This is a genomic window from Streptomyces xanthophaeus, from assembly GCF_000725805.1.
In the GTDB taxonomy this organism is placed as follows: domain Bacteria; phylum Actinomycetota; class Actinomycetes; order Streptomycetales; family Streptomycetaceae; genus Streptomyces; species Streptomyces xanthophaeus.
On record NZ_JOFT01000012.1, the window covers coordinates 188811 to 211544 of the forward strand.

18 protein-coding genes and 2 pseudogenes are annotated in these 22734 nt (G+C 67.8%); 8 read left to right on the plus strand and 12 right to left on the minus strand.

Annotation, left to right across the window (positions count from 1 at the left end):
• Positions 1–43 precede the first annotated feature (43 nt).
• From IO30_RS0106745 to IO30_RS0106760, 3 genes are all read left to right on the plus strand, one after another.
• On the plus strand, positions 44–1996 hold the full coding sequence (locus IO30_RS0106745; protein WP_167347243.1) for a SulP family inorganic anion transporter: 1953 nt from the start codon (positions 44–46) through the stop codon (positions 1994–1996).
• A 662-nt stretch (positions 1997–2658) separates the two neighbouring features.
• Positions 2659–3057, plus strand: coding sequence for a Ku protein (locus IO30_RS40145; protein WP_308443107.1), 399 nt, complete (start codon positions 2659–2661; stop codon positions 3055–3057).
• 477 nt (positions 3058–3534) lie between these two features.
• Positions 3535–5124: a S8 family peptidase gene (locus IO30_RS0106760; RefSeq protein WP_031140286.1), complete on the plus strand. Its 1590-nt coding sequence runs from the start codon at positions 3535–3537 to the stop codon at positions 5122–5124.
• Here IO30_RS0106760 and IO30_RS45865 read toward each other — a convergent pair.
• From IO30_RS45865 to IO30_RS0106785, 3 genes are all read right to left on the minus strand, one after another.
• On the minus strand, positions 5013–6380 hold the full coding sequence (locus IO30_RS45865; protein ID WP_167347244.1) for an RICIN domain-containing protein: 1368 nt from the start codon (positions 6378–6380) through the stop codon (positions 5013–5015). The two genes, IO30_RS0106760 and IO30_RS45865, sit on opposite strands and share 112 nt — an antisense overlap.
• 658 nt (positions 6381–7038) lie before the next feature.
• The gene (locus IO30_RS45280) at positions 7039–7341 is read right to left on the minus strand and encodes a hypothetical protein (RefSeq protein ID WP_157853133.1); all 303 of its coding nucleotides are present in this window, start codon (positions 7339–7341) and stop codon (positions 7039–7041) included.
• A 92-nt stretch (positions 7342–7433) separates the two neighbouring features.
• Positions 7434–7682, minus strand: coding sequence for a hypothetical protein (locus tag IO30_RS0106785; protein ID WP_031152880.1), 249 nt, complete (start codon positions 7680–7682; stop codon positions 7434–7436).
• Positions 7683–7844: 162 nt separating this feature from the next.
• On the opposite strand from IO30_RS0106785, the gene IO30_RS45285 reads away from it, so the two are divergent.
• Both IO30_RS45285 and IO30_RS48020 read left to right on the plus strand, forming a co-directional pair.
• Positions 7845–7985: a hypothetical protein gene (locus IO30_RS45285; RefSeq protein ID WP_157853135.1), complete on the plus strand. Its 141-nt coding sequence runs from the start codon at positions 7845–7847 to the stop codon at positions 7983–7985.
• Between the two features lie 368 nt (positions 7986–8353).
• Positions 8354–8455, plus strand: a complete 102-nt coding sequence (locus tag IO30_RS48020; RefSeq protein ID WP_425338103.1) for a zinc finger domain-containing protein — start codon at positions 8354–8356, stop codon at positions 8453–8455.
• 173 nt (positions 8456–8628) lie between these two features.
• Here IO30_RS48020 and IO30_RS40150 read toward each other — a convergent pair whose 3' ends face one another.
• From IO30_RS40150 to IO30_RS0106805, 3 genes are all read right to left on the minus strand, one after another.
• Entirely contained in the window at positions 8629–10299 is a 1671-nt protein-coding gene (locus IO30_RS40150) for a trypsin-like serine peptidase (protein WP_342449975.1), read from the minus strand.
• Between the two features lie 1151 nt (positions 10300–11450).
• The gene (locus IO30_RS47565) at positions 11451–11798 is read right to left on the minus strand and encodes a carbonic anhydrase (RefSeq protein ID WP_078904581.1); all 348 of its coding nucleotides are present in this window, start codon (positions 11796–11798) and stop codon (positions 11451–11453) included.
• 533 nt (positions 11799–12331) lie between these two features.
• Complete coding sequence (locus IO30_RS0106805; protein WP_031140294.1) at positions 12332–12925, minus strand: restriction endonuclease subunit S domain-containing protein; 594 nt, start codon at positions 12923–12925, stop codon at positions 12332–12334.
• A gap of 1527 nt (positions 12926–14452) precedes the next feature.
• On the opposite strand from IO30_RS0106805, the gene IO30_RS0106820 reads away from it, so the two are divergent.
• Complete coding sequence (locus tag IO30_RS0106820) at positions 14453–15016, plus strand: papain-like cysteine protease family protein (protein ID WP_031140297.1); 564 nt, start codon at positions 14453–14455, stop codon at positions 15014–15016.
• Between the two features lie 10 nt (positions 15017–15026).
• Positions 15027–15908: a hypothetical protein gene (locus IO30_RS0106825; protein ID WP_031140300.1), complete on the plus strand. Its 882-nt coding sequence runs from the start codon at positions 15027–15029 to the stop codon at positions 15906–15908.
• A gap of 147 nt (positions 15909–16055) precedes the next feature.
• Here IO30_RS0106825 and IO30_RS41710 read toward each other — a convergent pair whose 3' ends face one another.
• The 6 genes and pseudogenes from IO30_RS41710 to IO30_RS48030 all read right to left on the minus strand — a co-directional run bounded on the left by IO30_RS41710 (position 16056) and on the right by IO30_RS48030 (position 22083).
• On the minus strand, positions 16056–18017 hold the full coding sequence (locus tag IO30_RS41710; RefSeq protein WP_157853137.1) for a WD40 repeat domain-containing serine/threonine protein kinase: 1962 nt from the start codon (positions 18015–18017) through the stop codon (positions 16056–16058).
• Between the two features lie 194 nt (positions 18018–18211).
• The gene (locus tag IO30_RS0106835) at positions 18212–18871 is read right to left on the minus strand and encodes a hypothetical protein (protein WP_031140304.1); all 660 of its coding nucleotides are present in this window, start codon (positions 18869–18871) and stop codon (positions 18212–18214) included.
• 399 nt (positions 18872–19270) lie between these two features.
• Positions 19271–19424 (minus strand): annotated as a pseudogene (locus IO30_RS43090) (pirin); the annotation flags it as partial.
• A gap of 269 nt (positions 19425–19693) precedes the next feature.
• Positions 19694–20511 (minus strand): IS5 family transposase gene (locus IO30_RS44410; RefSeq protein WP_107066856.1). Its coding sequence is split into 2 segments (ribosomal slippage): positions 19694–20169 and positions 20169–20511, totalling 819 coding nucleotides; the frame shifts between segments, so codons are not numbered across the junction.
• A gap of 118 nt (positions 20512–20629) precedes the next feature.
• Positions 20630–21034, minus strand: a pseudogene (locus tag IO30_RS48025) (FHA domain-containing protein); the annotation flags it as partial.
• A gap of 641 nt (positions 21035–21675) precedes the next feature.
• A complete protein-coding gene (locus tag IO30_RS48030; protein WP_425338106.1) occupies positions 21676–22083 on the minus strand; it encodes a peptidoglycan-binding domain-containing protein in 408 nt (135 codons plus the stop codon).
• Here IO30_RS48030 and IO30_RS45295 point away from each other — a divergent pair.
• A complete protein-coding gene (locus IO30_RS45295; RefSeq protein ID WP_031140311.1) occupies positions 21983–22237 on the plus strand; it encodes a hypothetical protein in 255 nt (84 codons plus the stop codon). The genes IO30_RS48030 and IO30_RS45295 overlap by 101 nt on opposite strands.
• Positions 22238–22734: the final 497 nt, after the last annotated feature.

The window sequence follows — 22734 nt, forward strand, 5'->3', positions numbered from 1 at the left end:
CTGCACGCGCACCGGGTGACCGGTGCGCGCGAAAGGAACACCCGTGCCCCCTGAACACACACGCTCCGTCGGCAGCGCACGCCACGCGCGCCGGGGACCCGGCCGGTCGGCCCACGGCGCCGCCGGCCCGTCAGCCCGCCCGGCCTCCGCCAGCACGGACATCCTCGCTTCCCTCGTCGTCTTTCTGGTGGCGCTGCCGCTGTGCATCGGGGTGGCGGCCGCCTCCGGCGTCCCCATCGCCCTCGGCATCATCTCCGGGATCATCGGCGGCCTGGTCGTCGGCTTCCTGCCCGGCAGCAGCCTGCAGGTATCAGGGCCGGCCGCCGGCCTCGCCGGGCTCTGCCTGGAATTCACCACCGAGCACGGTCTGGCCCTGCTCGGCCCCGTCATCCTGGCCTCCGGCCTGATCCAGATGGGGCTCGGAGCGCTCAAACTGGGAAGTCTGTTTCAGTCCATTTCCCTGGCCGTGGTGCAGGGCATGCTCGCCGGCATCGGGCTGCCGCTCATGCTGAGCCAGAGTTACGCCGTCATGGACGCCAAGCAGCTCGGCTCGGCCATCAAGAACATCGGGGGTCTGCCACACCTGGTCCAGTCCACCCTGGCCGATCCACACCGGCTGGCCGCCCTGTTCCTGGGTATCGGCTCCCTGGCGATCTGCTTCCTGTGGAAGAAAGTGCCCGCCCCCCTGTCCAAAGTGCCCGCTCCCCTGATCGCGGTCATGCTCGGCTCCGTCCTCGCCGCCCTGCCCGGCATCGAGGTCAAGCGGGTGGTCTTCGGCAGCCTGCTGGACGCGGTGAACTTCCCCGGACCGGACGATTTCGCCGGCCTTGCCGACCCCGCGGTGATCACTATGGTGATCACCTTCGCCATCATCGCCTCCGCCGAAAGCCTCTTCAGCGCCGCCGCCGTCGACCGGATGCACGACGGGCCACGCACCAAGTACAACGCGGAGCTGTTCTCCCAGGGCATCGGCAACGTTCTGTGCGGATTCCTCGGCTCACTGCCCATGACCGCAGTGATCGCCCGCAGCTCCGCCAACGTCCAGGCCGGCGCCAAGACCAAGATCTCCCGCGTGCTGCATGGCGGCTGGCTGCTCGGCTTCGGGCTGCTGCTGCCCGGCCTGCTCGGCCTCATTCCGGTGGCGGTACTTGCCGGCATCCTCCTCCACGCGGGCTGGAAGCTCTTCGACCCCACCGCCTTCCCGAAGATGTGGAAGACCGACCGCGGCGAGGGCATCGTGATGATCATCACGACCGTCGCCATCGTGGTCGCCAACCTCCTCGAAGGCGTGCTCGCAGGTCTGGCCGTCGCCATCGTCCTGGTCGCCCTGCGCATGTCCAGGATCGCCTTCCGCACCACCTCGGTCGACAACACCGCCTGCCTGACCATGAGCGGCAACGCGACATTCCTGCGCCTGCCCAAGCTGATCGAGGCCCTGGACTCTGTCGCGGGCAAGCCGCGCATCCATCTGGACCTCACCGCCGTGGTCCACCTCGACCTCGCATGCCGCAGCCAGGTGGAGGAATTCGCCGAACGGCAGCGCAAGGCAGGCGCCGAACACGTGGAACTCCTCCTGCCGGGAACCCCGCCAGAGAAGACGACGGCACCCGACCACAGCCCCCTCGAAGGGGACTTCCCGGCAGGACTGGAACACCCGCAGGAACAGACCGCGCGGTTCCCCGGCCAGATCCCCACACCGGCTGTCGGCCTGATCCCCGGTCAGCAGCACCCGGTCGCAGAGCCGTGGCCGCACGCCGACGCCGGGGGTTGGCAGCACGGCGTCCCGATCCAGACAGCCACGAACTACGCGGTGCTGGACCACGTGGTCTCCAACTACGGCGCCCCGCACGCGGCCTCGTACAACGCGGCCCACGGTGCCCCACACCCCGGCAGTTACGACTACGGGCACGCCTACGATCCGCCGGAGGCCAGCCACTGGACCCCCGAGGACGAGCGCGCCGCCGAACGTGCCTACTGGGAAGGAACCCAACAATGAAGCGCCCGGTGCGCCTGCACCCCAGGCACACGACGTGCGCGGGCTGCCGGGCCCCGTGGGACGAACCCGGCGCCCCGAACCACCGCTCGGCCCGTCCCCCCGCCCCCCGTCCGGAAGCCACGAGGGAGGCACGCGGACCCCGCACGATCCCTCGCCAGCAGAGCAACGTCGTCGAGAACAACGGTCTTTTCACGCTGCTGTGCGACCTCCATGCGTTGCTCACCGCACCCGCGCACACAGCAGGACCCGGGGCGAACACAACCGTCCAGCCGACGCACCATCCGGCCACCGGGGTACTGGCGAAGCCTGTCCCGTTACGTCATCCGTACTGAGTCTGCGTGGAGCAGAAACGTGAGACGGGTGGGGGCGCGAACGGCATCCGGCTCGCCGGGGCGATGCATCCCACTCGACTGGCTATTGCCGGCACACTCAGGATGCCGGCAACGCTGATGACACCTCTGCCACCGCCTGATCCTGTACGGCCCAGGCCAGGAGCAGTTCAGCGGCACCTCCACTTTCCAACCCGCCTGCACCTCATGCATAACGATAGGTCTTGCCCGGCCTGATGTCTCACGAGGGGCGCCGTACGGATCCCGTACGGCGCCCCTCGCACCAGGTGGGCGCCGTGTGAGGTCGACGGCTGGGAGCTGCGGTAGGACGAGATCGGCCGAAGCTACGAGACCGTGACGGGCACCTTCGTGGCGATCACCGATGCCGACCTGGACAACATGCCGCTGCCGACCGCGAAGGCAATCGAGATCGTTGCGTTCGTCCCGGCCGACAGCATCGACCCGATCCAGATCGGGGCCTCCTACTACCTTGCCGCCGACGGCGTCGGGGCCAAGCCGTACGAGCTCCAGGGCCAGGCACTGCAGCGCAGCAGCAAGGTCGCCGTCGCCAAGTTCGCGATGCGCGACCGCGATCGCCTGGGCCTTCTGCGCGTCATGGACAAGGTGATCGTCCCGCACGGGCTGCGCTGGTGTGAATGCGTGCGGTGGTGGCATCGGATGGGTGTCAGCTGCGACCGGACGGCTGCCCCTGCTCACGTTGCGCAGTGGTAGTGGTCATGGCTGGCTCGGAATGACGAAGCTGCTGCCGTGAGGTGCCCATCGCGAGGACGGCCAGCCGCCATGGGCGTGCCTGGTCACACGTGGTCAAAGGTGATGGGCCCCGCGGCCGGTCGCCGATGTGGCCGGTTGCGGATCGTGGAGGGAACCTTGATCCCGGTCCGCGACCGGCACGGTCGGCGCCTCCTCCCGCACCTGCGGGTTCTCGGCGCAGTCCGGCTGGACCGACACGGTCACTGGCGAGATCGACATGGCCACCCGCTGGTGCCAGCCCGGCATCGGCCATGGGGCGCCGGTGAGACGGATTTTACTCCCGAGAAATCATATGTTCGCGTAAACATGGGACGCTTGATGCGGCATCAGGTGCGTCGAATCGTGGCAATTGTCATAGACATGCTATCGGGCTGTGTGTGCCACCCCAGGACCGCCGGGCTACCCACGCTCCGCACCACCTAGGAGGAGGAACCTTCGATGTTTGTGATGCGTCATACCCGCCGGCACTTAGCCGGCATCGCCGGGACCGCGATCCTGGCCGCTGCGCTCGCCGCGGCCTCCGCCCTGCCCGCGTCGGCAGCCGGAAGCAGCGCTCAGGCGCAGGGTGTTGTCGAGAACGCGGGAGCGGCCGGGACCGTTCCCGGCAGTTACATCGTCATCCTGAAGGACTCTGCGGCCCGTTCCACGGATGCCGGGGGCAGGGCTGTGGTCAAGCGGTACGGCGCGAAGATCGACCGGACCTACTCCGCCGCCCTCAACGGCTACTCCGCCGAGCTCACGGCGGCGCAGGCCAGGAGGCTCGCGGCCGACCCGGCGGTGAAGTCCGTGGTGCAGAACAGTCTCGTCACGCTCGACGGTGCCGCCACCACCCAGCCCGACCCCCCGTCGTGGGGTCTGGACCGCATTGACCAGCGGGTACTGCCGCTCAACCAGGTCTACAGCCCCGTGGAACAGGCCGGTGAGGGCGTGACTGCCTACATCATCGACACCGGTGTGCGGATCACTCACAGCGACTTCGGGGGCCGCGGCTCCGACGGCTTCGACGCGGTCGACAACGACAACACCGCCCAGGACGGCAACGGTCACGGCACTCACGTCGCAGGCACCGTCGCGGGCTCCCTGTACGGTGTGGCCAAGAAGGCAAAGATCGTCGGCGTCCGCGTCCTCGACGACTCCGGATCCGGTACGGTCGCGCAGGTCGTCGCCGGCATCGAGTGGGTGACAGCCAACGCCGTCAAACCGGCCGTGGCCAACATGTCACTCGGCGGCCGTGCCAACTCCGCGCTCGACACCGCAGTGCGCAACTCCGTAGCCTCCGGCGTCACCTACGCCGTCGCGGCGGGCAACGAGTACACGGACGCGAGTACCCGGTCCCCGGCGCGCGTCGCCGAAGCCCTCACCGTGGGCGCCACCAACAGCAGCGACGCCAAGACCCCTTACTCCAACTACGGCAGCAGCCTGGATCTCTTCGCGCCGGGCGCCTCCATCGTCTCGGCGTGGAACTCCGATGACCACGCCGCCAAGACGATTTCCGGTACCTCGATGGCCGCCCCGCACGTCGCGGGTGCCGCCGCCCTCCACCTTTCGCAGCACCCGCGAAGCAGCCCCGCGGAAGTCGCCGAAGGCCTCGCCGCCGTTGCCACCCGGGACGTCGTGACCGACCCCGGATCCGGCTCCCCGAACCGGCTCCTGTACGTCGGCGACGGCGCCACGCCGCCACAGCCGGGCACCCGCTTCGAGAACTCGGACGACTACGTGATCGCCGACCACTCCACCGTCGAGTCGCCGATCACTGTCAGCGGGATCACCGGCAGCGCGCCGGCCGCCCTGCGCGTGCCGGTCGAGATCCGGCACACCTGGGTCGGAGACCTGCGGGTCGACCTCGTCGCCCCGGACGGCACCGTCTACAACCTGCGCAACCACACCGGCGGCAGCGATGACGACATCGTCCAGACCTACCTGGTGGACGCCTCCGCCGTGGTGGCCGACGGGGTGTGGAAGCTCCGGGTCGCGGACCTTGCGACGGGCGACACCGGGAAGATCGACTCCTGGGCCCTCCTCTTCTGAACGTGGGGGAGGGGCCGACGGCCCCCGCGGAACCGGATGAACAGGCAGGGACGGCCGGTAGACCAGCCGTCCCTGCCGCGCCGTGGTGACTGCCGGACATCCCGCACGCCGCCTGCCTGTGGCATTCGGCCGGACAGTGCCGTCCGGACGCCCCCGGCCCGCGGCGCGCTTCGGACGAGGCGTGGCCCCCTCCGGACGGCCCGCCCGATGCGCGTCCGGAGCGGGGGAGGGGGTAGCGGGCGGTGGGGGACGGTCAGTCGATCGTCCAGCGTTGCAGCGCGGAGCCGCTGTTCTTCTGCTGGGTCACCGTGGCGCCGTCGGAGGCCGCGGCGGCGTTGAGCAGGAGACCGCTGTTGGCGGAGGTGGTGGTGTGTTCTCCGTCGTCGAGCGGGATGACTTTCCAGCGTTGGTCGGCCTGGTTTGCCGCAAGTTCGTTGTACGACGAAAGCGCCGGGGCCACCGGTCACCTCTGCGCACTTCCCGGACGTCTTGTTGGTCATGGTGTAGGAGCCGTCGGACTGCCGGGTGAACGTCCAGGTCTGGTTGCCGCCGCGGTTCGGCGCCCACAGGACCAGTCCGGTGCCGTCGGACGTGGAGCCGCCCGGGTTGTCCAGTGCCTTGCCGCCGGTTTCGACGCTGTGCGCGCCCTCCACGGCCTTCACGGTGCCGGGCCAGGGGATGCCGGGCGCGGCGTGGTAGCCGATCCCTGCTGCGGACCAGCGCGGTCCGTGCTGGGCCAGGCGCTGGCGGAAGTCCTTCCAGTCACGGCCGGACTGGGGCGTCCATCCGACCTCGGCGAGAGCGGGGAGGCGGGGGTAGCTCATGGAGTCGGCGTACGCGTGGGGCTCGGGCCAGCGAGTGCTCGGGGTCGGCAGGGCGTTGCTTGCCTCGTAGGCGCGGTCGGCACACAGGGCGGCCTCGACGCCGGCGATCTGCTGGGCCGGGACGATGGAGCCGGTGCCGTCGAGCTTGGCGGTGCTCGTCGCGGGGTCCCACTCGTAGGACTTCTGCACCGGCGCGTATCCGGACCAGCTCGAACCGTAGGGGGTGGAGACGTCGTATTTCATGTCCAGGTAGGCATGGTCGGAGGGGGACATGACGAACTTGGCGCCCTGGGCGACGCCGTTGCGTACGAAGCGGATGCTCTCGGTCTCCTGCGGGGTGCCGATGCTCTCCCGGTCGTCGGCCTCGCCCCAGAACTGCATGATGCTGCCGGAGGGGACCGCGGCCTGGCCGAGCTGGTGCCAGCCCCTCACGGTCTTGCCCCGCCCGGTAGGCGCCGTACTGCTCCGGGGCGGCCTGGGGGGTCTCGTCGCCTCCGAGATGGATGTAGGGGCCGGGGGTGAGCCTGGCCACCGCCTTGATGACGGTCCGCAGGAACCTGCTCGTGCTGGCCGTGTGCTCCTTGTCCTCCAGACAGTAGAGGCTGATGTCGACGTCGAACCCGGAGTAGGGGGGCTTCGCCCTGTCGTCACAGTTCAGTTCGGGCACCACGGTCATGAAGCGGCTACGGAGCGGCTGTGTGGAGCCTTGGGGCGCCGACGGCTCTGGATTGCTCGTGGCGGCGTAGCTACTCGCCAGCTCCGCGTCGCGGTGTAGCGGGCCGAGTACGTGGTTCTGATCAGTCCTTCTGGGTGTAGGCGTCGCGGCGGTGTCTGATGGTCCGGAGGCGGATCGGGTCACCGAGTTCGTACAGCAAGCGCCAGGAACCGCAGCGGGAGCGGCGGCGGGCGAGGTGGACCAAGGCGGTGCTGTGGCGACCGGTGGGGTCAGCCTCGATATCGGCCAGGTGCTGGCGGATGCGGGCGTGCTGGCGAGCGTCGGTGCGCTACAGCCGGTGGAGCGTTCTGGCGGCGGCACGGCTGATGACCAGGGACATCAAGGGCTTCCTTCCTGGGGCGGGCTGGCTGCCGGTCAGGCATCCTCGGCGGGTTCATGTCCTGCGGGCCAGGGGATCGCCCAGCCGCAGGATTCTCTGAGCACGCACGTCGCACAGACGGAAGCTCTCCGAAGTACGTCCTTGGTGGGCCTGTTAGCCAGGGTCGGGCCGTTGGAGGCGGCGAACAGCTTCTGGTTGGCGGGCTCGGAGCAAGCTGCCACCCCGCGATCGGTGGTCGGCAGGCGACGTATGCGACCGGCGCTCGTGCGGTTGGCGACGGCCTCCGCCCTGGAGAACGACGTCGGATCGGCCGACTTCTGTCTCTCGGTCAGGCCCATGCTGGCTGTTCCTTTCAGGAAGTGGTGGGCTTGGCCAGGCGGCCGTGGCCGTCATCGGGGTGCGGTCCGATGGCGACCACGACGGCCTGGTATCAGCGCCACGTGGGGCTGGTGGTGCCCCGACGCTCGATCCGGTCCACTGCCGCGCCGCCGAAGCTGCCGGTCACGATCGTGGCCATGGCGCCGATGATGAACGCCCCCAGGAAGCGGTCGCAGGGGGTGCCGTCAGCGCCGATGCCGGGAAGGGCAGCCGGGTGTTGGTAGGCCCACCACGCCACCTCCGCTCCGGTGGCGAATGGGATCCCTGCTGCCGCGATCGAGGCGAGAAGCGCGGCGGTCATCGGCGCCAGGTGATCGGCGGCGTGGATTCGGACGGTTCATCGGTACGACGGGCTCAACGAGGGCTTGGCCTGCCGGCTGCAGGCTCTCGGTGTGCGATTCGTGTGGTCCTTGTTGCTCAGATATGCCGCGACATCGCCGCGGTGGAGGGGGCGGAGGAACCAATGCAGGAGCAGCAGTCGGACGCCGTCGTGGATGCGGGACGCCGGCTGGAGATCCAGGTGGAGGCACGGCGCAGGCTGTTCCCGCTCTGGAGGAAGCCGTCACCGCAGGGGACCTGGTGGCCATCGGCCGACTGGCGGTGATGGCCAACGGGACCGCGAACCATGACCGCACCGAGGCTGAATCAGCGATCGCGGAACGGGCCGACGCTGTGCTGGCCACAGACGTACGGGAGCGGCGGGAAAAAGTCCTGGCAGCTCAGCAGGAAGCAGAGCGGGCCCGGCGAGCAGCTGAGCGGGCCCGGGCGCTGCTGTCGTCTCTGCGGCGTCCTCCGACCGGGTGCCGGTCGCTGGGACGCGAGGTGATGCGCGATTCGTGGAAGACGCGCGCCGGCCTTACCGGATCTCGATCCACGGCCGGCAGCCCCGGAGACGCAGGGGAGGGGGCTGGATCTGGCCGCGATGCGACTCTCATGCCAGGGCAGCAGGCGGGGAAGAGTCAGGCTCGTGAGATGGCGTGTCCGGCCTGCGGCGCTGAGCCCGGAGTCCGGTGCGGGGTTCCCGGCGGCCACCACCCGTCCCGTGTAGCCAGGCTGAGGCGCTCGCTCCGCTGAAGACGGACGGAGTCGTCAAGCAGTGACACCTACCGGGCGACCTGACGACTGATCACTTCCGTGCAGGAGGGGATGCCCGCGTCCAGCATCAGCCGTGCCCGCGCAGGACCGCACCAGCCGGGCGCGCACCGCGGCGGGGCGGGTCTTGAGTGGATCGCCCGCCTCACCTGTTGTCATGCCGGAGGGACGAGCATCTGTTCGTTGCCGAGGCTGTTGGTACGGGTGCCGCGGTACATGGTGGTTTCGCCGTCGCTCCAGCGGATGACGAGGTCGTTGGTGAGGCTGTCGCCGGTGTAGTTGCCGGTGGTCATGACGGCGCTGTGGGCCCAGGTCTTGTTGGGGCCGTGGAACGGTTGCTCGGAGCCGAGGCCGGCGGTGGTGGTGGCTGCGTAGTTGTTGAGTGCGCCACTGGTCCAGCGGACCATGAGGTCCCATTTCTGGTTGCCGGAGTATTGTCCGGTGGTCAGGAGGGTGGCGTCCTTCCATGCGCTGTTGGGGTCCTTGAGTTTGTATTCCTGGCCGAGGTTGCCGGCGCCGACGTTGGTGTAGAGGCTGAGTTCGCCGTCGGACCAGCGCACCATGAGGTCGGTGACGAAGGTCGCGGCGTTGAAGCGGCCAGCGGCGATCTGGGTGGCGTGGCTCCAGACGGATCCGGAGGGGGCCATTTCGGTGATGCTGCCGAGTCTGTTGGATCCCACGTCGGCGTGGAGGGTCATGCGGCCGTCGTTCCAACGGACCATGAGGTCAAACTGGTTCGAGCCGGTGAAGTCGCCTGCCGTGAGGGTCGCGGCTTCCTTCCATGCTGCGTTGGGGGCCAGGAGCTGGCGTTCGGGGCGGAAGCCGCCGTTGCCGTCGCCGGGGTAGAGGGTGGCTTCACCGTCGGTCCAGATGACGAGCATGTCGCTGTGTCCGGTGTTGCTGAAGTCTCCGGAGGCGATCTGCTTGGCGTGCTTCCAGGTGTCTCCGCTGCCCGGGAGTGCTGGGCCGTCGTTCGGGGGCTGGTAGGGGTTGGGGCGCTTTACCTTGTCCGGGCCGATGCCGTTGGCGGCATCGTTGTAGAGGTCCTGGGCGTCCTTGCCGAAGAGGGGCGCGTACGAGACCCAGTCCACGTTGGCGTCGTTGCCTCCGCCGTTGTATCCGCCGAGGTTGCCGATGACCTGTCCGGTGCGGGTCTTGGCGTCGTAGCCCTTGATCCAGGGGCCGCCTGAGACGCCTCCGTAGTAGCCGCCGCACTCCATCTGCATCTGTCGGAACCGTTGGAGCCGTTTGGTGCGAACAGTGCAAGTGATGGCCCTGTGGGTCGGGTTGTCCTTGGCGCTGCTGGGGTAGCCGACCACGGTCACTGTGTGGTCGTATCCCGATGCCTGGGTGAAGGTCAGTCCGCCGGTGACGTTCTCCACGAGGCCCTTTACGCTCGGGCCGACTGTGGCTAAGGCGGTGTCGAGGTCGGAGGTGGGGCCCTTGGTGTTGTTCACGTACCGCGGGTCCAGGTAGACGTCGGTGATGGGGAAGACCCCCGAGGGCTGCGAGCTTGAGTCCAGGCCGTGGCGGTACTGCGGTACGAAAATGCGCTGCGTAGCGTTCTTGAGGCCGGTCCCGCAGTGGCCTGCGGTGAGCAGGAGGTTCTTTCCCTTGCTGCGTACGACGCTGCCGGTGCAGGAGGTGGCGTCGCCGTTGGGGGGGGGCTGCCTTTGTAGAAGAACGTCCCGACCATGGGGAGCCCTTCGAAGTGGTTGGCGGCGGGGGTGTCTGCCGGTGGTGCTGCAAGGCCTCGCGCTGTCTCGGAGGCTCTGCCGCGGTCGGCGTCGATCGGCTTTGCCTGGGCCATGCGCTCCGCGGTCCAGAACGCCAGCTCACCAGACAGGTCAGGACGGGAGGTCGTGGCCTGGCTGGTGGGGGAGCCGGGTGGGGGAGTGGCCGACGGTGATTCCCGGGGACGGGGAGGGGGAGGAGTTGGGGTGGGGACGAGTGTTGACCGTTCGGGTCGAACGTGCGTCTTGGAGGGCGTGGGTGGGGCGGTCCTCGACGGTAGGGACTCAGCCGGTGTGGGACTGGGTCCGGCTGCGGCGGCCGGAGTCACGAACAGGGCAGCTGCGAGGGTGAGCGTGGTCGCAGTGATCCATCGGTTTCTTGTTATCAAGGAAGGGCGCTTTCTGGGCGTGCTGATGACGCAACGTAGCGGGTTGTATTGGTGCGTCAGTTCGATGAGTAGGGGGGCTAGGCGCGGGCCTGCAAGATCGTTAACGGAGGATGAAAGGCACCAAATGGGGTTGAGTCGAGTTGGTCGCAGCGCTGCAGGGACGCTGGTCATTCTGTTGTCAGCAGGGACGGGCGTGGCGTCGGCTTCGTCGGCCACGGATGCGCCGAAGCCGCTGCCGAGCGGGGCGTCGATATCCGTCCAGCCCGGTGACCGGGTGGCCGTGTCCACGCCGGCCCGGGTATCCGCCGATGCCCGCAACGGCGTCAGGGTCACGTCCGGCGCGTTCGTCGATGACGGCGCGCTGAGGATCCAGAACACTGTCGTTACGGCCGTCGTGACCATCTCCTGTACAGCTGCTGCCGGTCCCCATGAGGTGCTCCTGAAGCCCCCGGCCGACGAGCAGGAGGAATCAGGTGGCAGCCGGCTGTGGGGAAGCGTGCAGGTGGCCGCGGCCGACGAGCAGGCGCGCGAGGAGTGTGCCCGCCGCACGGCGCAGGCCCCGGAGGAGTCGCGGGAGGAGGACTGGGGCCCTGACGCGCCGTGGCCGCAGACGCCCTGGCATGTTCGAACCGTGCAGGCCGGAGCCCGGATCGCCGCTCAGGACAACCCGCACACGGCGGATGACGGCCGGGTAAAGCTGACGTCGTCCGGCTTCACGGCCCCTGTGGTGATGCGTGGCGACAAGATGGCCACGGCCACAGCCACAATCCGGTGCGATGCACAGCCCGGCCTCTACACCGTGGAGTGGGCAAAGGCAGGTGAGCCGCAGAAAGTCTGGGCCCGCTACCGGGTCACTCAAGCCGCACCCGACTGCCGGAATGCGGAGGCGCAACCCCCGGCAGGCGGCCCGGCGTCGCGAGCCCCGTGGCTGGCCGGGGGCGTCGGCACTCTGCTGGCCCTCGCCCTCGGAACGTCCATGTGGCTACGCCGCCGACGGGCGAAGTCCACCCAGTCCGCCACGCTGGGCAGATGGGTCAGGTCCTCACCACGGGCCACGGCCCCTACCGCGCCGCAGTGCGAGTGCCCGCACACGATGATGTCGCGGACCTTCCGCGAGCGATGCGGTGTCGAAAGGAACGGGCCCGCTCCAGTAGGTCGTCCATGCTCACGTCTCCTGGCTCCGTATATCCGGGTGGATGTCATGGGTGAAGAGCCTGCGAGCTATACATGAGCTACACGTGGGTTACCGGTGAGAGTGTTCTCATGGACACACCGCAACTTTGTGATCGATGGCGAAGGAGTATGGGCCTGTCCCAGTCCTCGCTCTCACGGATCTGGCGAGTGTTCGGCCTGCAGCCACACCGCTCGGTGAACCGTTCCGTGTTCGATGGAGACTCGATTCCGTGAAAGGACCGAGTCGTGGCGCGTCCCTCCTTCTATCCCCTTGAGCTGCGTAAACGAGAGGTCCGTAAGGTCGCCGAGGCCCGCGGCGACCACCCGATCGCGGAGCACCTGGGGGTTCCGCTGACCTGCGCTACGCACGTATCTCGCCCTGTTCGCCGTGCACGGTGCGCGGTCACGGGGTGTCGGTGAGCGCGGATGGACTTCGTTTCCAAGTGCTCCACGGCTATCTGGTGCACCCTGCCATTCGCGCGGATAGCTGTGGCATCGAGCGTCAGCCGGCAGGCCTTGCCTACGGTCAAGTCTCAGGAGGTCAGCACCCCATTCGCGGGTTCTTATCGATGCGCGGCGGGCCGGCACACAGCCAAGGACGCGCGCAGGTCTGCCGCGACGGTTTCTATCAGGTCGCGTGCCAGAGCAATTCCAGGATCGTGGACGCCACGTACGGCTGTGGTGAATTCCGTGATGGAGCGGAACGTAAGGCCGTACGCGCGTTGCAGGTCGCCAGGCGGCAGTGAAATCCGTACCCGGCGCGGATCAACCCGGCTGCGGGCGCCGAGGGTGCTTGTCACGGAGGCCGCCTGCCAGCCGCCCTCGGGGCTGGACAAGAACCCGGCGAGATACCACGGGTCGACCAGATCGGGGTCGGTCACCCGCAGACGGTGAACACCGGAGCCCGCGTACGTCCCGACGTCCTCCCCGGTGGCGACCCGTGCCACGACCTCCCGCGCCAGCGTGGGGAGGAGGATATCGCCCGCCCGGATGAGCGGGTGCAGCAATGGCTCCGCCGGGGCCGGTCCGACGCCGGAGGCCGGGCGGCCCGAGGTGATGTCCCGGACGGGGAGGGGCTCGGTGACCTCGCTGGCATCGACCACCAGCAGGTGGTCGACCTGGCGCTTGCGCTCGGTCCCGAGGTGCAGGTGGGACACCTCACGACCGCTCTGACCAAGCCCTGGCCGGGAACCACCCCCGGCGCGGTCCCCGACCGTTGAAGGCCGTCGCGTCCGTGCACCGCTTTGCCCTTCGGAAGGGCTTCAAGCCCCACGATATGGTCGCGCAGACTTGGCGCGTGCCGCTCCGGACAGCTGAGGAGTGGTCACGCAAGGCGCGGCGCGCGGGCATCTTGGGCGAGCGCTCCGCCGGCTCGAAGCGTTCGACTCGCCGCAGTGGCCTGTCCTCCCTCGCAAGAGCACCCGTTGACCGTCACATGGCACAGGGTCTATGCCACCAAGCCGCTTCATCGATGGCGTTGGAGAAGAATGCTGCCTGATTCAGGGAGGAGACCCAGATCATTGGGCCGCTGCGGCCGTCCTTGAGTCAGGCGGCCGCGGTCTCGGAGCGTAGGTTCAAGAGGGCCCGAGCTCGAATAGCTCCTTGGAGTTGTCGACGCAGTGTCAGGCGGCGAAGCCGACGTCCAGGATCTTCGCGGCTTGGCCGATGGAGCCGGGCATGAGGTGGCGGTAGATCTTGAAGGCGATGTCGAGCTCTTGTGGCCCATCCACTCGGCGACGTCGGTGATGGGGATGCCGTTGGTGAGGCAGTTCGAGGCGAAGAAGTGGGTGAGGCTGTAGATCACCATGCCGTCCGGGACGTCGGCCTCGCCTGCGCGCTTCATGCGCTGCTAATGGTTCTGGAGGTAGTAGCCCAGGTACGGCTTGGTGGGGTCCGTGGGGTGGCGGAGGAGGTAGCCGTCGACGGTGCCGTGTTCGTCGGCGTACCACTCGATGGTTTCGCGGATGCGGGCAGGGGGGCGTCACGATCGGCACGGAAGCCGACAGCATCGGCACGGCGATCGACCTGCGGCTGCAGAGCTGGCCTTCACCACGGCTGCGCCCGTGGACCTGGCATGAGGCAACGAGCTCGCCGCGCACCTGGCCGAGACCGTGCACCAGTTGAAGCTCGATGTCGATGGACCGGGCCCACGACGGAGAGGAGGACCTGGGGTCGGACGCTGCCTGCCGCAGCCTGGTCCCAGGCGATGGCCCGCAACCCGTCCGGATTTACCTGCACCCAGTTGTACCTCGCCGCTCTCCAGGACCCTGACGGCTCACCCCAGACCGGCTCCTGTAGCTCCCGCACCAGGACACGGTCGACGACGTCGTCCACCGGCTCAACCTGACCACCCACCGGCCTCCTGGGGGCCGCCGACGCCGACCTCGTGGTCGACGGCCTGCTACTCGACTTCAAGAGCGCCAAACGCTCCTTCGCGTGGGGACTCCCCGAGCAGACCGCGTGGCAGCTGCTCGGCCACCTGCTCCGCGATACCGCCGGCCACTGCCGGATTGACTCTTCGGCGGCCGACTCTGGCACTGAATGAGTCGCTTGATTACCTGACAATTCATCATTAGGGGTTAATTTGCTGCAAGGCGCCTATGTGCCGCAGACATGGTGCGCTGTCATATTCCTGCCAGATCGCCCCGTTCATCTCGTTGTACCCATCAGGGGAAGGCAGGAAAATGGGCAGGTTCAGGTACGGAACCACGGCGTCGGCCATCGCGCTGGCCGCCTTGGGATCGCTCGTGGCCGCGGGAGGCACAGCTCACGCGGAAGCGGGTCAGGACACCATCAGCATGCTGAAGCAGGAGAAGACCCAGTGGTGCTGGGTCGCCTCCGGGCTGACCATCGCCAAATTCCAGGGCTTCGGCTCCACGCAGACGGATTTCTGCAACCGGGCTCAGCCCTACTACGGCTGCAACAACCAGCCCGCCACACTCGACGACATGGCCAGGGGCTGGAGCAGCCTCGGCATGGCCCACACCGGCTCGGGCCTGAGCAGCGCGGCCACGTTCAACCAGGTGTACACCGACGTCAAGGCGGCCCGGCCGATCGGTGCCCGCATCGGGTGGACGTCCGGTGGCGGCCACATGAACGTGGTCTACGGCTTCGATACGTCGAACACCACGATCGCTGTGGCCGACCCGTGGCCGGACACCACTACGTACACGTGGTGGAACTACCACGACTACGTGAGCAACAGCTCGTCGAAGTGGACCCACTCCCGCATCGGTATCTCCCGCTAAGGCAGGCGACATGCGCGACATCAGCGGCACCGAAATGTCTAGCAAGCGGACGGCCTCTCGTTTCGCCCGTCTGTCCCTCGTCATCGCAGTGAGCGCATCCGCGCTGCTGTCCGTCGTCAGTCCGACGCACGCCGTCCCGGCCAAGGACCCTCTCCCCGCCGACATCCCCGACTACCAGGCAGCCCTCGACGCGGTGAAGTCCACCGACGTCCGAAACGCCGTCTGCCGATTCCTGCGCACTCCGGTGCCCACCGGCGGCGCCGGCGAGCCGGTGCAGACGATCCCCGAAACGGCCGAGCCCTGCCAGGGCCTCCCGGTCTTCACGATCAAGGACCCGGTGGCACGCAACGAGATCACCCCCGGGTTCGTCGCAGGCACCGCCAAGCCACTGCCCACCGAGGCGATCAAGCTGACAGGGCTGGTCTCCTCGCTGAGCACCACCGTCAACGGCCGCGACGCCACCGTCATGCTCGCCCCCACCCAGGGCGGCGGCTGGCACCTGGCGGCCGTGCGCGACGGCGACAGCGACGCCGCATACGCAGGCAAGGCCACCCTGGGCACGCTGGTGTTCACCGAACCGCAGATCCGCGGCTGGTACCAGCTCAAGCTCACCACCGTCGAGCCCCTCAACGACCAGGCCCGGCAAGGACTGGGCGGCCAGGCGTCGGTGTCGCTCAACGATTACCAGAAGCTGGTCAAGGCCCGCTACGCCGACAAGCTGCCCGGCTCGGACTACGACACCAACGGCTACTCCAGCGGCTACAGCCTCCAGAGTGAGGCGGACGACGCCCCGTCCTCCACGTTGCTCATTGCCGGCGGTTCCGGTGCGGCATTCGCCCTGGCGGGCGGAGCCGCCGTGCTCCGCCGGCGCCGACGCGCAAGCACCCGCTGAGCCCAGCCTCGTACGCCCCTCGCTCCGTCCCGGCAGCCAGCCGGGGCGGAGCGTATCCCAGAACGTGCCGAAGAAGAAGCCGCGGCATTTCGGCCTTGTAGGGCGAATTTCGACAGGACGCTGACCGCAGCCCGGGGGATGGTCGTCCTAGCAACTCCACAGATGCACGGTGTCGGAATGCCCCCCGCCCGCCGCTAGAGTACGGCCGTCAGGGGAGAAGGCCACTGATCTGACCCACCCTGCGCGAAACCCGATGGGGCGGTGGCCCCATGCCGGCGGAGCGTCGTGGTCAAGAACAGTAAGGCACCGACCCGAGGCCACCTCCCACACCCGCACCTTGCCGTCCCTGCACCCCGTGGCGAGTACCTGCCCGTCCGGACTGAACGCGAGGGAATACGCTTCGGCGTAGCCGTCGAATCCCACCGTCACCTTCCCCGTCCTGATGTCACGCAGCCATCCGTCCTCCCAGCAGCCCGTCGCGAGTAGATCACTGGCCGGGTTGAAAGCCAACGGGCCCACATTGGATCGAAGTTCCCATGCTCCCAGGGCGCGTCCGGACCTGTCCCACAGGCACACGCTCTTTCCGGCGCTGGTGGCGAAGCTTTTCCCGTCCGGAGCAAAGGCCGCGGCATTCACATGGTCAGTGTGGCCGCCCAGCGTGGCGACGATCCTGCCAGAGGCCGTATCCCAGATGCGGGCCTTCTTGTCATTGCTGCCCGTCACTAGTAGTGCGCTATCCGGGCTGAAAGCCAGAGACATCACCTGGTAGGGGTGAGCCAGTGCAGCCGGACCGTTGCGCGCTGCCCACAAGCGAGCGAGCCCTCGGCGTTCAGCCGGCTCTGCGGGCCGGCCCGAGGCTGTGTTCCACAATCGCACGGAGAAGTCATGTCCGCCGCTGGCGATCATGGAACCGTCGGGGCTGAACGCTACCGAAGTGATCAAATCCTTGTGTCCGCGCGGCGCGTCAAGCGCCTTACCGGAAGCGGCTTCCCACAGTTGAAGCTGGTTTCCACCGTTCGCGGCGATGGTTCCACCGTCCGGACTGAAGGCAACGGCATAAACGGGCCCGCCGGACGTGAGCTTCAGGTGAAGGCGGAACGAGTCGTAGGATGTGGCGGATCCGGACGCCGATGCACTACCGGACCGAACCTCAGGCCGCGTGCCGGCCGGCCTCGTCTCGCGGACGGTCAGCGGGTGTGTATCCAGGACGGGCGGCGGCTCCAGCAGAGGAGCTGCTGACGGAGCCGGTACGGCCGCAGGGCGCGGGGCGGAAGCCGTCGCAGCGGCATGGGTCTGCTGGAGGATGCACAGGCTCTCGACAGCCAGGGTTACCGTGGCCCGTCGTGCCGGAGACTTCTCCAGCAGGGAGACGAGGACAGATACGAGTAAGTCGGCCGACCGATGAGGACGCGGAGGCTGAGTCAGGATGGCCACGTATAGCGCTGTCAAGGTAGCGGCGGAAAACGGCGGTTGACCCTCGGCTGCGTGCCAGAGCGTGGCGCCAAGAGACCAGAGGTCGGTGGCTGCGGTTGCCTCGTGTCCCTCTAGCTGCTCGGGAGCCATGTAGGCGGGGGTGCCGATGAGAACGCCGGTCGCCGTCAACGCGGTTGACGCGTCGGCGAACCGCGCGATGCCGAAGTCCGTGAGGACGGCTCCCCTTTCGGTCAGCAGAACATTGTCCGGCTTGACGTCCCGGTGCACCACGCCCTTGGCGTGTGCTTCCGCCAGCGCGTCGAGGAGGGCCAGCCCGACAGCGATGACACGGTCCGGCGCGAGGGCTCCGAGTGAGCGAATTTCCGCACCGAGTGATCGGCCGTCCAGATGCTCCATGACGATCACGGGCACCCCCTGGTGCTGCACTACGTCGAACACAGAGACGATTCCCGGATGTCGCAACCGAGCCGCTGCCTGGGCCTCGCGTATCACGCGCCGCACCAATGACGTGCGTTCGGCGTCCGGGAGGCCTGGGGGGAGCAGCAGCTCCTTCACTGCCACGCCGCGGTTGAGGAGCTCGTCGTGTGCCCGCCAAACGCGCCCCATACCGCCCTGGCCGATCGGCTTCACAAGGCGGTACCGGCCGCCGACCAAGGGATCGGAGGTCTCCATCATGACGGTCACTTTACTGGTCGAATCCGGAAATTCTTCGGGGTTTCATCAGGCCAGCCAGCGCGACAACTAGCCAGCCTGGGCTTCGCCTTGAACCCCGTGGTGCTCTGATGACCGCTACCTGGAGGATGCGAGGGCCCTCACGGCGAGATGCTGGAGGTGATCGTTGACCGTCATGGTCGGCGGGGTCCTGTCGGTCAGAGTGATGAGTCCCACTGGTCGCAGTACTCGATGTGGATCTCGCGCGCGTCGCCGAGAATGCCATCGTTGGAGTGGAGCTCGGTGCAGAAGTGCGGGTAGCTCGGATGGACGGGGACGTATCCGGGGCCGTTTCGGGCGACGTCGAAGAAGTGCCGGGCGGTGTCCCTGAACACCTTCGCGCTGCCGGTCATGAACAGAGTCTCGGCGTGGAGGTGCTGGTGGAAAAGATCCCGGTTCTCTTGGTAGTGCCGTGCCTCGTGATCGATCACGGCTTCGTCGGCGTGTCCTGGGCCGGGCAGCGTCACGGTCTGCGGCCGCCCTGGGCCGAGCCGTCCTCGTATTGCCTTCCAGCGTGAGGGTGCGAACTGGAGAGAGTGGTGCAGCAGCACGAGATCAAGCTGTCGTGTGCCGTCTCCTGGCAGCTCGCGGGAGGGGCCACGGTTCCCCCGCATCGGCAGGTGGACCAGCGAGCGCGGTGAAGAGGCGGCGAGCTTCCATAGCCCGCCGATTCGCTGCGCGGCGTCCTGATCGAGGTAGGTGTCCAGGTGCCGATCGTGGTCGATGAGCACTGCGTGGGCCAGGGGCCGGGCGGGTCGGATGACCTTGAACTCCGTGGATCCGAGCCGTGCTTGGTGGATGGTGACGGGCAGTTTCATCGGTTCTCCGGGACACGGCTGCTGACATCGGCGGCTTAAGAGGCCCAGTCGCCGGCTGATGCTTTCTGCCAAGGGAAGACCCCGGCGGCGAGTGGGCATGTCCGGGCGGTGTGGATGGACCGGACTCGAGTAGGTTAGTAGTAAGCGAATTATCCGCACGGCTCCTTCACGACCCCCGGAAACGATGAAGCGAGCTGACGAACTGTCGTTAAAGTCAGCATTGGGTCAGCATTGGTCCTGGCAAAGCTGACTCCAGCTGGTCATACCTGGGAAACGACGAGGGCTCGGAGAGAGCCTCCCAGAGCCCCCGTCGCCCACCCCACCGGAACGATCTCCGCGCGGGATACGGCCTCGCCTCGGCTGATATCGGCTGGTCGACCTACTGCAGAAAAGCGCAGGTCAGCGAACTCGTCCGCGTGCTTTCAGGGGCACCGGCGGGAGTTCGGGGGCCGGGATCGGGGGGCCGTCGTAGCCCTTCACTTCGCCGTACCTCGTGCTCCATCCAGTCCTTGCGGGCCTGTACGATCTCCTCGTTGCTCCGCCCGATCCAGCTCTTCGCCGCGATGGCGGAGGTCGACGAACCCTCATTCGCGATCGAGCCTGCGTGGTCGGCTGGTCCGGCGCTGTTCGGGAATCTGGTCCGTGCCTGCTCCGGAAGAAGTGTCCGATCAGGAGCATCGGCTACGCAGTGTAATGGATGCGCGTGGATCGGCTACTGATCGGAACGAGCCTCCTGGAGGGCAATGAGCGCTCCAGGAGATCGAGTTCATGCTTTGAAAGAATCCAAGCTTCTTGGGGGAGTAGCTGCAATAAGACCGTGTCCTATGTGGTGCGGCGGACGAGTCGCTTGTGGCAGCAGATGGCAGCGGCGAGGCCGAGAAATGCCAGGTAGTTGCGGGGATGGCGTTCGTAGCGGTGGTTGAGTAGGCGGTAGCCGGTCAGCCAGGACATGGTTTGCTCCGTCACCCACCGGCGCCGGCCGAGTCGTTCCGATGACTCGATGCCCTTGCGGGCGATGCGGACGCCGATACGTTTACCGCGGAGCCATCGACGCAGATCAGGGATGTCGTAGGCCTTGTCGGCACGGAGCCGCTGGGGTTTGAAGTGGCGGCCGCGGTGGGGGTCGTGTCTCGTGTGGTGACCGAGCACCATGGGCTTCAACGCGAGGCTGTCGTGGGTGTTGGCTGCGGTGAGGCCGACGAGGAGGGGCAGCCCTGCCGCGTCCGACAGGACGTGCCTCTTGGAGCCCGGTTTGCCCCGGTCCACGAGGCTCGGACCTGTGAGTTCGCCCCCTTTTTCGCCCGAATGCGGGCGGAGTCGAGGACGGCTCGGGAGAGGTCGAGCAGGCCGGCATCGTCGAGCCTGTGCAGGATCTCCTCGTGGAGCCGGCCCCACACGCCGGCTCTCGACCAGATCAGGAATCTGCGGTGGGCTGCCGACTTCGATATCCCGAAGCACGGTGGCAGCGACCGCCAGGCACAGCCGCTGACCAGCACGTAGATGATCGCGGCGAACAGCGTCTCATCAGGCGTGTCCTGCGTCCCGCCGCCCTGCGGCCGCACCCTCGACGGCGGGATCAACGGCTCCGCGATCTCCCACAACCCGTCCGGAACAATCCAACTCCACGTACCCCGCCCCATGACGGACTCAGCGACCGCCTCACCACATAGGACACGATCTAAGCCGCGCAGGACGCAGGGGAGGTTGCGGGGGGCTTCGGCGAGGAGGTGATGGTGCTTGAACGCGCCACGCCCCTCTCTAACTGTGGCGGACGGTGATGGTGGTCCAGGCGCCGACGTGGACCCGATCGCCGTCGCCAAGGGGGATCGGAACGTACGGCTGGATCGGTTCCTCGCCGCCGTTGATGGTGGTGCCGTTGGTGGAGTTCTGGTCCATCACAGACCAGCTTCCGTCGGGGCGTTGGACAAGCATCGCGTGCTGGTGGGAGACGCCGGGGTCTTCGGGAGACACCGAGAGGTCGATGTCCGGTGGATCGCCCCGAGAGGCGCGTCGGCGACCGATGGTGACCTGTCCGCCGGAGAGCGCGAGGTGCCGCTCGGGGAAACCGGCGGGCAGATTCAACCCGGACGCCTCCGGGCCGCTTCGCTGCATCATCGACATGTAGTACGAGCTGTCGGGGCCGACCGTCGCGCTCCAGAAGCCGCCCACGTGGGATGGGACCTGGCATAGGGCCGCATACTCCTGTTGCTGCCGATGCCGTGAGGACTGCTGGTACTCCTGCTGGAGGTGCTGCTGGGCGTACGACTGCTGTTCGGGCCCGGGCTGTAGGAGCAGTTGGCTGTCCTGGTGGCCGAGCGGATCGACCGACCGTTCCATCCAGGACTCCTGTGAGCCGTGGTATTCGAAGGGGGCCTGCGAGAAGGCCGACAGGCACTGTGACGGTGGGATGTTCACGTTGGGGTTGCCCGCCATCACGCCCGGCTGCGATGCGTCCGCGGTGTGCGGAACCGGCGACCGCGTCTGAAAGGTGCACCAGCACACTACGCAGAACGGAGCCACGCCCTCGCGCGGAGTCCCGCACTGCAGGCACGTTCCTGCAGGCGCGGTCGGCTCACCGGCCATGGGCTGGCCGTCGCCGAAGGCCGGCGAGGCGGGGGCGCTCGGGGCGGGCGCCGGAGGATGGCAGCTGGCCTCGCACCAGTGCTCGTAGCCGGACTGGTGCCCGTTCGGACAGGTTGGCATGGCGCCACTTCTCCCTTCTCCTTGGGTCATCCGACCAGGTCTTGATTTCAGGACTGCTTGACTTGGACCGTCTGTGCCGAACGGCCTCCGGAATCGTGGTCCTATTCCTCCAGCGCTCGACGGGTCGCCGGCCCGTAGGTACCCCATTCGTCGTTCTCAATCCGTAGGGCCAGCTGAAACTTCGACAGAGCTTGTCTGACTCCCCGGTCGAATCGGCCGTGGATTTTGCCTTTGTAGAGGCCTTTCCTGACAAGTAGTCGCTGAAGACTCTCCACCTCGGGGCCCGAGTCGCCGAACCTGAGGATCGGCGTCGGCGAGGGCGGCGGCTCGTGGCTGGGGAGACGATCCACGCTCGGGGACACGCTCGGCGAAGTAGACGGTGATGCCTGAAGGGATGAGGCGGGCGAGGTGGACGGGGAAGCACGGGAAGCACTCGGTGTCGAAGAGCGCGAAGCCGAAGCGGACGGCGAATGGCCGGACCCTTTGGCGGAAAGCGTCGGGGAGGGCACGGGAGCGATCGTGCTCGCCACAGAAGCCGACGGTCGCATTTCCGAAAGCATGACGTCATTGCCGGAGGAATCCGGCGTCAACAACGCCATGGCCATCCCGCCGACCGCGATCACCGCGGCCGCAGCAAGCAGGGGCGCCGCCGGCCGCTTGTGAGTCCGACCTGCAATCTCCTTGCGGGCGCGGCCCGCCCCCGCCGGGCGCTCCGCCAGCCCGCCCGCTCGCGGGGCAGGGAGCCCGGGAACCGACTGGCGACGAATCGTATCGGCGGTGTGCGGGACGGGCTCCTGGGCTTCCGGCCAAAGTTGGTGCTCCATTGGTGCGGGCACCCGGTACCGCTGGGTGTCGTCCCGGGGTGGTGTCACCGCCCCCAGAACCCCCAGAACCGGTGGGACGGACGCCGTGGCATCCGTCCCGCCGGGGTCGGTCAACGTCACGTACGGCCGGATGCGCATGGGGTCGAAACTCCCGCCATGCGCACACCCGCAGCCCGCGCCCGCAGCACCACAGCCCGGACAACGCCCATCAATCACTGCATTCCCTCCCTGAGCCATTGCCGGCCACGACGTAGGCGGCTGACCCGGCCTGCTCCCTCAATTCGTCAACGGGAGCCCCGGGCGCCCCCTGCCCCGTTTGCTCCCGTACGCCCCCGG